Here is a 12,583-nt window from a genome sequence, read left to right as displayed (position 1 = left end):
CCCCCGTTCCGCGTGAAGTTTATATGTCCAGTTTACTCCAGGTTCAGGTGTCTCTTCAAGAAGAACGTTGTCACAACATAGAAAATCGCGCCATAGAGCACAACGCCGAAAATCAAGACAATCATCAGCAGGTGTGTAGCCGCCATACCGCTGAGCTGCCAGTCCGTGAGCTGCAGCAGCCAGCGATGGAAGGGGCTTTCATCCAGAAAGACAATCAGAAGGGAGCCCATCAGCTGGACGGCGAATTGAAATACAAAGAAAAACACCACACTCATAAGCCCCTTGTGATTGGGGAAGCTGTGCCCCACCGCCATGGCGGCGTAGAACTGCAGACACATGGCGCAGCACGTCACAAAACACAGCAGCAGGAATTCCAGCACAAGCGCCGTGCCGTTGAGGGCATAGTAGGCGGTCAGTTGCCGGAATACCTCTCCCAGTCCGTGAAAGAACGCCTTCATAAAGCCGACCTCATAGACCATGATGGTCCCTGCCGCACATACCGCCAGAAGCGTCGCCGCAAACCACACGGCGGAGACAATCAGCTTGCTCCACACCTGCTGGTGAACAGAGGCAGGCAGCGTGAACATCACATACCCCTCGTCTCCCAACAGGTTTTTATAAAACCGCTGAACCATCAGCACCAGACTCATCAGACACACGCCCATGATGGCAAACACAAATGCTACCACCAGCAAACCGCCCAGCATATTCAGAAAGCTGCTGTTTGTCTCCAGCAGGCCCCGGGTAGAAAGATTTGCGCCAATAGCGGTTACCAGCAGCACCAGATACAGCGGCCCCATCACCCGGCCGGTTGCACGGAATTCGTGCTTCATCAGTTTGATCAGCATTTGAACACCTCCCGGAAGAGCGCGTCCACGCTCATGCCCTTCTCCTCCCGGATTTCATCCACCGAGGATTGAAGCACCAGCTGGCCCTGATTGATGAAAATCACATCGTCCAGTACCTTTTCCACGTCGGCAATCAAGTGGGTGGAAATCATGACGGATGCCTCCGGATTATAGTTTCCAATAATCGTGGAAAGAATGTAATCCCGCGTGGCCGGGTCTACACCACCGATGGGCTCATCCAGCAGATACAGCTTGGCAGCACGGCTCATCACCATAATCAACTGCACCTTCTCCCGGGTACCCTTGCTCATCTGCTTGATGCGCTGCTTGGGCTGAATGTTCAGATGCCGAAGCATCTCCTCCGCCGCCTCCCGGCGAAAATCCGCATAGAAGTCCCCGTAAAAATCCAGCAGCTGCCGGGTGGACATCCAGGTGGGAATGGCGGTGCGTTCCGGCAGATAACTGACCTGAGCATGACTTTCCCTCCCAGGTGCCGCGCCGCATACCACAATCTCTCCCTCGCTGGGAGTCAGCAGGCCGTTTGCCAGCTTCAGCAGTGTTGTTTTTCCGCTGCCGTTGGGGCCAAGCAGCCCCACGATACGACCGGGCTCCACCGTAAAACTCACATGGTTCAGTGCCGGCGCGCTGCCGTAGTGCTTGGTCAGATTATTACATTCCAGAACCGACATCAATCAATTCCTCCTCATTTACTTCTGCTGCAGGTTCCTGCTCCAGCAGACTCACAATTTCCTCTCTCTGATACCCCAGATGGGTCATGGCCGCCAGGAACGCCTTGATGTGTCCCTCTGCCAAGCCTCGTTTGGCCGAATCAATCATCGCTTTGTCCTCCGTCACAAATCTGCCCGCCGTCCGCTGGCTGTATACCAGGCCGTCCCGCTCCAGTTCCGTCAGCGCCCGCTGCATGGTGTTGGGATTCACGCCTGCCTCTGTAGCCAGGTCACGCACCGACGGAAGCCGTTCCCCCGGTGGGAACATGCCGGATACAATCCCCACTTTAATTTGCAGAATCAGCTGGGCATAAATCGGAGCGTCGCTGGAAAACTCCCATTTCACGTAAACACCTCCCGTGTTCTGTACTTTTGTACTAAGCAATTAATACAATAACACATTCCATACATTTGTCAAGTTCTTTTTCACAAAAATTTTGCGCCCCAGCGGCAACCCGCTGGGGCGCAAGGGGTTTCCAATTCACTTTTTTCGCCGGACCGCCTGTTTTCCCAGGAAAACCAAGGCCAAACCCACTGTGAGAACCACAGCTGCAAACAGCAGCAAACCTCCGTACTGAGACCAAAACAGCTCATCGCCGCCAGCGGCCGCATTCTCCGGCGCCACCCGCATCATCAGCAGCAAAAGCCCCGCCCGGAGAAATTCCAGGATCCCCCAAAGCACCGGAAACATTCCCGCATGGTACCAGCAAAGCTGTCCCGCCCGGCGGCGGCACAGCAAAACAGTTCCAAGTCCCGCCACAGAAATATTACCATAGAAGGCAGGATACACCAGAAACATCCAGCCCCGCAACCACCAGGAATCCTGGAACACCAGCAGCCGCCACATCCGTGCCATGCAGTACGCTCCCCAGGCGCAGGGAATCCAGCCCAAAAGCCAGCCCCGCTCCCGGAACCACTCGCCGAACTCCCGCCGCCGCGGGCGCTCCTCCGGCTGCTCCGGTTCGTCTTTCAATAAGTAGTCTGTGGTAACGTGAAAGGAATTGCTGATGCGGACCACTTTCTCCGTCTCGGGCATGGTCTCGTCCCGCTCCCACTTGCTCACTGCCTGGCGGCTCACATCCAGCAGCTCCGCCAAGGCGTCCTGAGAAAGTCCCTCCCGGGTCCGGAGCTTTTGCAGTTTTTCACCAAAGGTCATAAGCGGTTTCCTCCTGTGTCGGTTTGTGCACTCAGCATAGCAAACTTACGCGCCCTGCGCCAGCAACCCGGCACGGAACTTTCGCAACTTCAGGTTGCGCTTCCCCTTTTTGCCGCCAAATGGCCTCTGCGCCGTCTCAAAAGGTGCTCAGCCGGGGTACCGCTCCTCCAAATGGACAACCACTGCCGCCAGCGCGCCGTCCCGGGCATGGGGGACGATGGTGGCTCCACTCTCCCGCACGGCAGGCACGCAATTGGCCGGGGCAAACCCCTCCGCGGCGATGCGCAGCATGGGGATGTCATTGGCCTCGTCCCCGGCGCAGTACACATGCTCCATGGAAATGCCAAGTCTGTCCGCCAAGCGGCGGATCATGCCGCCCTTGTTGGCGCCTTTCGCCGTCATCTCCAGCAGTGTCTGACCGGAAAAAATCAGCTCATAGTCTTCGCTCCAGCCCTGATTTGTCAAATAGTCCCGCACCGCCTCCAGTGTGGGATGGTCTGCCTCAAACAGCAGCTTGCCGAGGGGCAGCGGCACATCCAGCAGCGTCGGTGCCTCCGTCACGGACACCTTTGTCAGGTGCTCGTGCTGGCGGGTAATTTCGTTTGGCTGTACTGCGTGGATGACATTGTCAATGTGATAAGCCTCCACCGCCACCGCCGGAAAACAGTTCAGCACGGCCTGTCCCCGCTGTCGTGCGGCCTCGTCCAGCATGGCAACCTCCAGGTATTCCTGCTTTTCAAAATCATACAGGGCCGCTCCATTGCAGACAACTGCAGGCACATTCATGGGGATGTTGCCCGCATACCTGAGGAAGGCCGCCAGTGCCCGGCCGGTGGCAACGGTGAACCGGCCGCCCTCTGCCATAAAGTACTCCAGTGCCGCACGGTTTTCCGGCGGCAGTTCCGGCACGGCCGCGCCGGAGCGCAGGGCTTCCTCCGTGTAAATTAACGTATTGTCAAAATCGCTGGCCAGCAGCACACCTCTGAATCTTCCCATCCTGTCTCTCCTTTGATCTGTCAAATTCAAGGCCGAAAAGCGCCCGCCGCCCGCGGTGCGGACGGCGGGACGCCGATCGTTCTTATTCGCTTTTAGGTGTGGTATTTTCACCGCCTCCGCCGCCCTTATTCCGACGGCGGCCGCCACGGTGGTGAGACCGGCGGCGCCTGGCTTCTCCGCTCTCTCCGCTCTCGGCAGGTTTTCCCTCCGGACGCGGCACCTGCGGCTTTTTCTGCCCCTGTGCCTTGGATGGGCGCAGCTTTCCCTCCTGCTGGCCGGACTTTTCCTCGCCGGATTTGGCGGTCTTTTTCTGCTGAGACGGTTTTCCCTGGCCCTTGGGCTGCTGCGCTTCGGTCGCAGCCTTGGAGCCGCTCCGGCGGCGGCCGCCCCTGTGCCGGCGGCGGGATTTCCCCTCACTGCCGTCAGGCGCCCCAATCTTCTCCCGCACCGGGGCCTCTTCCAGCGCTGTGTCCACCATATAGAACGGTGTGGTGAGCATCGGTGCGTCGAATTCCTCTTCCTCCTGCTTTTCCACAACATAGCGCTCCGGCCGATCGGGGGGGATCTCAATTCCCTCCCGGCTGCCCTTCCCGTTGCGCAGGATACAAATCTCGCAGTTGTGATAGCACTTCAGCGGCTCTGAGGGAGCGGCCGCATCCAGACTGACCTTTACCGTCTCCCGCAGCAAATCCACGCTCTTGACATTGCCGGGCCCATCCGGCGTCTGCACAAAGGATTCCGCCTTTGGCATTCGTTTGGCCGCGTCCTCATAGGCGTTCTGCTCATACTTCAAACAGCACATCAGCCGACCGCAGGTACCGGAGATTTTCGTAGGATTCAGACTCAGGTTCTGTGTCTTGGCCATCTTGATGGAAACCGGCATGAAGCCGTCCAGGAACTGAGAACAGCAAAAGGGCCGGCCGCAGATGCCAAGGCCGCCAATCATCTTCGCCTCGTCCCGAACCCCGATCTGCCGCAGTTCAATGCGGGCCCGGAATACGCTTGCCAAGTCCCGTACCAGCTCCCGGAAGTCCACCCGTCCGTCAGCCGTGAAGAAAAAGATAATCTTGCTGCCGTCAAAGCTGGCCGATACGTTGACCAGCTTCATCTCCAGGCCGTGGGCCGCAATCCGCTTCTCGCAGACGTCAAAGGCCTCACTCTCTTTTTTCTTGTTAAGCTCCACGGTGCGGCGGTCATTTTCCGTAGCCAGCCGCAAAACGGGGCTCAGGGGTTTGACGATAGCGGAATCCTCCACCTCGTGGTTCGCCTCTGTGCAGGTGGCAAACTCCGGGCCCTGGGCCGTTTCCACAATCACCTGATCCCCCATCTTCACCTGCATATCGCCTGGATCAAAAAAATAATTCTTGCATCCGCCCCGAAAGCGGACGCTGATCACTTCTGTCAAAGGATACCCTCCAATTCCACCGCCAGAGCCCCCAGCACATGGCCGGGTCCCACGTTATACGCACACTCTGCGCGGTACTTCTGTAACAGTTCTATTGTGCGCATGATTTGGGTTTTTGTCAAGTTTTTCGCAAGAAATGGCGCAATTTCCCGCTCTTCTGATAAAGGTTGTTGTCCATACAGCAGCAGCAGCGCCGATGCGAATGCATTTCTGCTTTGATCCAGCATGGCAGCCAGTTCTTCCCGCGTCATACGTTTTTTTTCCAGCCGAACCGCCAGTTCGGCTGCCGCACCGGACCGGTGGCTGCCCACTGCGCGGCACAGGGCTTCTGCCATCTCCGGATTCTCTCCGGCCTTTGCAGCGGCGGGCCGCAGTTTCAGCTCCACGCAGCGGGAACGGAGCGTCTGCAGCACCGACGCACCATTTTCCGCGCAGAATAAAAATGCCGCATAGGGTGGTCCCTCTTCCACAATCTTCAGCAGGACATTTTGATCCTGTTCTGTCAGCAGCGCGCAGTCCGGAAAAAGGTAAACTTTCCGCTGGCCCTCATTTGGCCGGATATAAGCATCTGCCCGGATCTGGCGCACCACATCCACAGCGATATTCTTGTGATCCGGATCCCGAACAGTGATCACATCGGGATGAACGCCACCCCGCACTTTTCGGCACCCCTCGCACACGCCGCAGGGCCGCGTCTCCGCCGTGCACTCCATCGCAGCGGCAGCATAACGGGCGGCTTCCTCCCTGTCACCGCTGCCGGTGAACAGCAGCGCATGAGACAGGGTACCCCTGGTAGCGGCCTCCCGAATGCGCACGCGCACGAAATCCTGTGCCGTCAGGTCAAAGGCGGACATGGCAAATCTCCTCTCATTCTGCTCCATTTATCTTGAAGCTTATCCTACCATAAAACGCCCGGAAAGGGAAGTCGTGCCTCCTTAAACGCTCTTGTAAATTTTGACGTTGCCTCAAATGCCTCAAGCGTAAATTTTTTCTTATTTGCGCAACAATTTATTATGCAATTTTCACAATATACTTGTAAAAATTTCCCACATACGGTTTGTTTTCTTATGCCGTTCATGCATTGTTTTTCAAAAACTTTCCCATTATAATAGAAAGGTAAATTTGGCTAATCGTTTACCCACGGACGCTTGATCACTCATCTGTCCCCGGGGCAGCAAAAATGGAGGAACAAACATGAGCAAAAAGTATGTGTATCTCTTCAGCGAAGGCAATGCCGGCATGCGGGAGCTGCTGGGCGGCAAGGGCGCCAACCTGGCAGAAATGACCAACATCGGCCTGCCTGTGCCCCAGGGCTTTACCATTACCACCGAGGCCTGCACCCAATATTATGAGGACGGCCGGCAAATCAATCCAGAGATCCAGGCGGAGATCATGGAATATATCACGAAAATGGAAACCATCACCGGAAAAAAGTTCGGTGATCTGGAGAACCCGCTTCTGGTCTCCGTCCGTTCTGGCGCAAGGGCCTCCATGCCCGGTATGATGGACACCATTTTGAACCTGGGTCTCAACGAAGACGTGGTGGACGTCCTGTCCAAAAAGTCCGGTAACCCCCGCTGGGCGTGGGACTGCTACCGTCGTTTTATCCAGATGTACTCCGATGTGGTCATGGAGGTTGGCAAGAAGTACTTTGAGCAGCTCATTGACCAAATGAAGGAGACCCGCGGCGTAACCCAGGATGTGGAGCTGACCGCGGAGGATCTGAAGGAGCTGGCCGGCCAGTTCAAGGCTGAGTACAAGGCCAAAATCGGCCAGGACTTCCCCACAGATCCCAAAGAGCAGCTGATGGGCGCCATCCAGGCAGTCTTTCGCTCCTGGGACAATCCCCGCGCCAATGTGTACCGCCGGGACAATGACATCCCCTATTCCTGGGGCACCGCCGTCAACGTCCAGTCCATGGCCTTCGGCAATATGGGCGACGACTGCGGCACCGGTGTGGCCTTCACCCGGAACCCCGCCACCGGCGAGAAGAAGCTCTTCGGTGAGTTTTTGACCAACGCCCAGGGCGAAGACGTGGTGGCCGGCGTCCGGACTCCCATGCCCATCAGCCAGATGGCAGAAAAGTTTCCGGAGGCTTTCGCCCAGTTCCAGGAGGTCTGTAAGCTGCTGGAAAACCACTATCATGACATGCAGGACATGGAGTTCACTGTGGAAAACGGCAAGCTCTATATGCTGCAGACCCGCAACGGCAAGCGCACCCCTGCCGCCGCCCTGAAAATTGCCTGCGATTTGGTGGACGAGGGACAGATTGACGAGAAGCAGGCCGTGGCCATGATCGAGCCCCGCTCCCTGGACACCCTGCTCCATCCCCAGTTTGACGCCAAGGTTTTGAAGGAGACTCCCGTCATCGGCTCCGCACTGGCCGCCTCTCCCGGCGCCGCCAGCGGCCGCATCGTCTTTACTGCTGAGGACGCCAAGGAGTGGGCACAGCGGGGCGAAAAGGTCGTTCTGGTCCGGCTGGAAACCTCTCCCGAGGACATCGAGGGCATGAAGGCCGCCCAAGGCATTTTGACAGTCCGCGGCGGCATGACCTCCCACGCCGCGGTGGTGGCACGGGGCATGGGCAAGTGCTGCGTGTCCGGCTGCTCCGCCATTAAAATGGATGAGGAAGCCAAGCAGTTTGTGCTGGACGGCAAGACCTTCCGCGAGGGCGACTGGCTGAGTTTGGACGGCTCCACCGGCAAGATTTACGACGGCGCCATTCCCACAGTGGACGCCTCCATCGGCGGCGAATTCGGCCGTGTCATGGGCTGGGCCGACAAGTACCGCCGTTTGAAGGTCCGTACCAACGCCGACACCCCCCACGACGCCTCCCAGGCCCGCACCTTCGGCGCAGAGGGCATCGGTTTGTGCCGGACCGAGCATATGTTCTTTGACGCGGACCGCATCCCCGCCATCCGGGAGATGATCTGCTCCGATACCATGGAGCAGCGGGAGAAGGCCCTCAGCAAGCTGGAGCCCATGCAGCAGGGTGACTTCGAGGGCATTTATGAAGCCATGGAGGGCTGTCCGGTCACTATCCGCTTCCTGGATCCTCCCCTGCATGAGTTCGTACCCACCGAAGAAGCAGACATCGCGCTGCTGGCAAAGGATATGGGCAAGAGTGTCGCCGACATCAAGTCCATCATTGCCGGTCTCCACGAGTTCAACCCCATGATGGGCCACCGGGGCTGCCGTCTGGCAGTCACCTATCCGGAGATTGCCGCCATGCAGACCCGGGCTGTCATCAAAGCGGCACTGCATGTCCAGGCCAAGCATCCCGAGTGGACTATGGTTCCCGAGATCATGATTCCCCTGGTGGGCGAGGTCAAAGAGCTGGCCTATGTGAAGAAGGTCGTTGTGGAAACCGCCGATGCCATCATCCGGGAAGCCGGTTCCTCCATGAAGTACCTGGTGGGCACCATGATCGAAATTCCCCGGGCCGCCTTGACCGCCGATGAAATCGCCAAGGAAGCGGACTTCTTCTCCTTCGGCACCAACGATCTGACTCAGATGACCTTTGGCTTCTCCCGCGACGACGCCGGAAAGTTCCTGGACGCCTATTACGATAAGAAGATCTATGAAAACGACCCCTTTGCCAAGCTGGATCAAAAGGGTGTCGGCAGACTGGTAGACATGGCCTGCAAGCTGGGCCGGGCCGCAAATCCCGCTCTGCATCTCGGCATCTGCGGGGAGCACGGCGGGGATCCCTCCTCTGTGGAGTTCTGCCACCGCACGGGGCTGGACTATGTGTCCTGTTCTCCCTTCCGGGTGCCCATTGCCCGTCTGGCCGCTGCGCAGGCCGCCATCAAGGCGAGCAATTAAGCGCTTGTCGGAAGTCCTTATAGCCCGTATCATGAACAAGCCCCCGGCTCTTGTGAGCCGGGGGCTTGTTCTGCTATGCATTCGTTCAGCTACGGAGGGTGCCGCGTACCGCCAATCGGATAAAAGCCCACACGCACTGCGTGTGGGCTTTTGTTGGTATGGAGGGTGCAAACTCTGTGATATGCTTCTGCATAAGCGGCTGAACGGCGTTTTCTGCTGTTGCTCAGCTTTTAGATATAAGCAATTGCTTCGACCTCAATGCTGGCATCTTTCGGCAGACGGGCCACCTGGACGGCACTGCGGGCGGGGCAAGCGGTGTGGAAGAACGTTTTGTACACTTCGTTCACAACGGCAAAGTCATTCATGTCCGTCAGGAACACAGTGACCTTCACTGCCTTTTCCATGGAGCTGCCGGCGGCCTCCAGTACACCAGCCACATTTTTAAGGGACTGGGCAGCCTGGGCCTCAATGCCCTCGGGCATCACGCCGGTAGCAGGATCAATGGGCAGTTGGCCGGAGGTAAAAGCAAGACTGGCGGCGGCGATGCCCTGAGAATAGGGACCAATGGCGGCAGGAGCGTTCTGCGTGGACAAGACGAGCTTAGACATAGGGACCTCCAAATTTTTGATTAATGATACAGAATATTGGGTAGGAACAGGGAGATGCCGGGCACCAGCACGATAATGGCCAGTGCGATAATGCTGATAAGGAAGAAGGGAAGAACCCCCTTATAAATCTCTCCCATCTTGGCGTTGGCAATGGGCTGGGCCACAAACAGATTCAGGCCGAAAGGCGGGGAGAACATACCGATGCATACGGTGGTGATCATGATGACGCCCAGATGGATCAGGTCAATGTTCAGCGCAGTCACGGTGGACATGACGATGGGTAAGATGATCATGAAGGCAGAGACACCGTCAATAAACATACCGGCAATCAGCATGTACACACACAGCAGAGCCAGGAAACCCAAGGCGTTGATATTCAGCGTGGCCATCCAAGCCGAAAACAGCTGAGGCAGACCGCCCACAGTCAGCAGCCAAGCAAACGCAGAGGCCGCGGCCATCAGAATCATGGTCTGTGCAGTGGTCTTGATGGAGGCCACAAGTGTCTCGCGGAAGAGCTTCATGTCCATCTCTTTATAGATGAACACGCTGACCAGCAGCGCATACACGCAGGAGAGGCCGGAGGCCTCCGTCGGAGTGCAGATGCCGGAGTAAATGCCGCCAATAATAATGATGGGCACACCCAGGGCCCACAGTGCGTTAAGGGTGGCCCGTCCCTTGTCCTTCCAGCTGGCCCGCGCTTCCTTAGGAATGCGGTGGCGTTTTGCATAAAGGTAGATGTACACCAGGAAGATAGCGCCATACACCAAGCCAGCGGTCAGGCCGGCCATAAACAGCTCGCCAACGGAGGCATTGGTCATGGTGCAGTACATGATGGCAGTGATGCTGGGGGGAATTAACAGGGCCACGGATCCGCTGGAGGCAATCAGGCCCAGCGAGAAGCCCTTGGGATACTTTTTCTCCCGCAGGCCGGGATACAGCAGGCCGCCGATAGCAACCACAGTGGAGGGGGAGGAGCCGGAAACGGCTCCGAAAAACATACTGGCCACCTCAGCGGTGAAGGCAAGGCCGCCAGTAGTATCGCCTACCATCGCGGCCGCCCAGTTGACGATGCGCCGCCCGATACCGCCATTTTTCATAATATTGGCGGCCAAAATGAAGAAGGGAACGGACAGCAGGGAGAACTTGTCGATGCCGCCGAACATCTTCATGGCCACAACGGTGATCTCATTGTTGGTAAACAGCATAATGGCTGCCACGGTGGGCAGGCAGAGAGCCACAAAAATAGGCGCACCCAAAAACAGCAGCAGGAACATGCCCACGATCAGAAAAATATTCATTTCCATAACGGTTGTGACCCTCCTTTCAGTTCAGATCCAGCAGGTTGATATCAGCAGCGTTCTCGACCTTGTCCGCCAGCTCCTTGTGATCGACACGGATGTAGAACATAAGACGCAGCGCGTACTGTAGGGTGGAGAGAATGGCGCCGATGGGCAGGGACAGATATACAATCCACAGGGGAACCTGCATCACGGCACTGCGCTGCATATTTTTCAGCGCCATCAGCACATAGTTTGTGCAGGCAACACTGTAAAGAGCGCAGAAAATGCAGGCAGCCATCATGCACAAGATCTTCAGGACTTTTCTGGCCTTGGTACGGGAGAGCTGATAGAAGATATCTACGCCCACATGGCTGTCATCCTCCGCGCAGAGGGACATCCCCAGGAAGGTGATCCAGATGCTGCAGTAGCGCATATACTCCTCCGCCCAGTCCAAGGCGGGGAGAGCGGAAACACGGCGGAAGATCACGTTCAGCGTCAAAACCACCAGAGCAGTGGAGAAGAGGACGCCCGCGATGATGAGCTCAGCATTGCGGATTCCTTTCAGAATTTTTTTGAACATAATACACCACTTTCTGAAAAAGGGGCGGAGCAATTATTTCGCTGCTCCGCCCTAAGGGTTTACTGGTTGGCAGGATCGGCCAGGAACTCCTGGACACGATTCAGCAAATCGGTGCCGATTTCCTCGCCGAACTTTTCGTAGACAGGAGCGCAGGCATCCTTGAAGGCCTGACGCTCTTCGGGAGTCAGCTCGTAGATGGTGATATCGCTGGCTGCGATGGTGGCATAATACTCCTCGTTGTACTCCTGGAGACGGTCATAGCAGAACTGCTGGTTCTCATTGACAACTTCCTGAATCAAAGCCTTGGTGTTGTCATCCAGGTCGTTCCACCACTGGCCGCTGCAGGCCATGATGTATTCCAGATAGGAGTGGGCGGAGACGATCATGTACTTCTGGACCTCGAACAGCTTCATGCTGGCGATAGACAGGAAGGGGTTCTCCTGGCCATCGACTGTCTTGTTCTGCAGCGCGTTGTACAGTTCCATGATGTCAATGGCTGTGGTGGTAGCGCCCCAGCATTTATACATCTCCATGATGATGGGAGCTTCCTGGGTGCGGATACGCAGGCCCTGGAAATCCTCGGGCTTGTGGATCTCATAGTTATTGGTGAAGTTTTTGGATCCAGAGGAATAGAACGCCAGACCGTGGATGCCGATGTCATCCAGACCGGACATCATCTCAGTAGCCAGATCGCTCTGGAACAGCTTCATGGTGGACTCCTGCGTGGGGAACAGGAAGGGCATATCCATGATGTTCAGCGTGGGATAAAATCCGCCGTACTTGGAGGTGGGCAGCAGAACCATCTCCACCGTGTTCATCTGCATGGATTCAATCATCTCGGAGGCGCTGCCCAGCTGCTGCGTGGGGTACAGTTCCACGGTAATGGCTCCGCCGGAACGCTCCTCCAGAGCGGCCTTGATATTCTCACAGGCCTCATGATGGGGGGTGGTCAGGGGTGCGTCATGGGCCAGGCGAATGGTCATGGTGGGATAGGTGGCCTCGGTGGAAGGGGTATCGGTGGATTCGTTGGGAGCGGAATCCGGAGTCTCGGTTTCCGTGGGCTTGCTGCCGCAAGCGGTCATGGTCACGATCATCGCGATTGCCATGAGCAGAGCAAGAGTCTTCTTCATGTTGTTTCTCCTTTTCTGTATGTTTAT

The 12,583-nt window shown here is 57.0% G+C and carries 12 protein-coding genes; 1 reads left to right on the top strand and 11 read right to left on the bottom strand.

Features of this window, described 5'->3' with window-relative positions:
• Positions 1–32: 32 nt before the first annotated feature.
• The 7 genes from BMZ81_RS06420 to BMZ81_RS06390 form a co-directional block, all read right to left on the bottom strand.
• The gene (locus tag BMZ81_RS06420; protein ID WP_091129987.1) at positions 33–848 is read right to left on the bottom strand and encodes a hypothetical protein; all 816 of its coding nucleotides are present in this window, start codon (positions 846–848) and stop codon (positions 33–35) included.
• Complete coding sequence (locus BMZ81_RS06415) at positions 842–1,537, bottom strand: ABC transporter ATP-binding protein (protein ID WP_347498054.1); 696 nt, start codon at positions 1,535–1,537, stop codon at positions 842–844. Before BMZ81_RS06415 ends, BMZ81_RS06420 begins: the two co-directional genes overlap by 7 nt.
• Entirely contained in the window at positions 1,518–1,922 is a 405-nt protein-coding gene (locus tag BMZ81_RS06410; RefSeq protein WP_091129984.1) for a GntR family transcriptional regulator, read from the bottom strand. The genes BMZ81_RS06415 and BMZ81_RS06410 overlap by 20 nt, the downstream gene beginning before the upstream one ends.
• A 135-nt stretch (positions 1,923–2,057) precedes the next feature.
• Positions 2,058–2,732: a helix-turn-helix domain-containing protein gene (locus BMZ81_RS06405; protein ID WP_091129981.1), complete on the bottom strand. Its 675-nt coding sequence runs from the start codon at positions 2,730–2,732 to the stop codon at positions 2,058–2,060.
• A 147-nt stretch (positions 2,733–2,879) separates the two neighbouring features.
• Complete coding sequence (locus BMZ81_RS06400; protein WP_091129979.1) at positions 2,880–3,728, bottom strand: HAD-IIB family hydrolase; 849 nt, start codon at positions 3,726–3,728, stop codon at positions 2,880–2,882.
• Positions 3,729–3,810: 82 nt separating this feature from the next.
• Complete coding sequence (locus tag BMZ81_RS06395; RefSeq protein WP_242942582.1) at positions 3,811–5,124, bottom strand: PSP1 domain-containing protein; 1,314 nt, start codon at positions 5,122–5,124, stop codon at positions 3,811–3,813.
• Between the two features lie 5 nt (positions 5,125–5,129).
• On the bottom strand, positions 5,130–5,987 hold the full coding sequence (locus BMZ81_RS06390; protein WP_091129975.1) for a DNA polymerase III subunit delta': 858 nt from the start codon (positions 5,985–5,987) through the stop codon (positions 5,130–5,132).
• 340 nt (positions 5,988–6,327) lie between these two features.
• Between BMZ81_RS06390 and ppdK the strand changes: the two genes are divergently transcribed.
• Entirely contained in the window at positions 6,328–8,958 is a 2,631-nt protein-coding gene (ppdK, locus tag BMZ81_RS06385) for a pyruvate, phosphate dikinase (protein WP_091129972.1), read from the top strand.
• Positions 8,959–9,188: 230 nt separating this feature from the next.
• On the opposite strand, the gene BMZ81_RS06380 is transcribed toward ppdK, so the two are convergent.
• Genes BMZ81_RS06380 through BMZ81_RS06365 form a run of 4 tightly spaced genes read right to left on the bottom strand, consistent with a single transcriptional unit; the run spans position 9,189 to position 12,556 of the window.
• Complete coding sequence (locus tag BMZ81_RS06380) at positions 9,189–9,566, bottom strand: RidA family protein (protein WP_091129971.1); 378 nt, start codon at positions 9,564–9,566, stop codon at positions 9,189–9,191.
• 20 nt (positions 9,567–9,586) lie between these two features.
• Positions 9,587–10,870, bottom strand: a complete 1,284-nt coding sequence (locus BMZ81_RS06375; protein ID WP_091129968.1) for a TRAP transporter large permease — start codon at positions 10,868–10,870, stop codon at positions 9,587–9,589.
• Positions 10,871–10,889: 19 nt separating this feature from the next.
• Positions 10,890–11,426, bottom strand: a complete 537-nt coding sequence (locus BMZ81_RS06370) for a TRAP transporter small permease (protein ID WP_091129967.1) — start codon at positions 11,424–11,426, stop codon at positions 10,890–10,892.
• 59 nt (positions 11,427–11,485) lie between these two features.
• Positions 11,486–12,556 (bottom strand): TRAP transporter substrate-binding protein, encoded by a 1,071-nt coding sequence (locus BMZ81_RS06365; protein WP_177187225.1) that lies wholly within the window; start codon positions 12,554–12,556, stop codon positions 11,486–11,488.
• Positions 12,557–12,583: the final 27 nt, after the last annotated feature.

This window comes from Oscillibacter sp. PC13 (assembly GCF_900115635.1).
GTDB lineage: Bacteria > Bacillota > Clostridia > Oscillospirales > Oscillospiraceae > Oscillibacter.
This window is presented reverse-complemented; position numbering and strand designations above follow the sequence as displayed.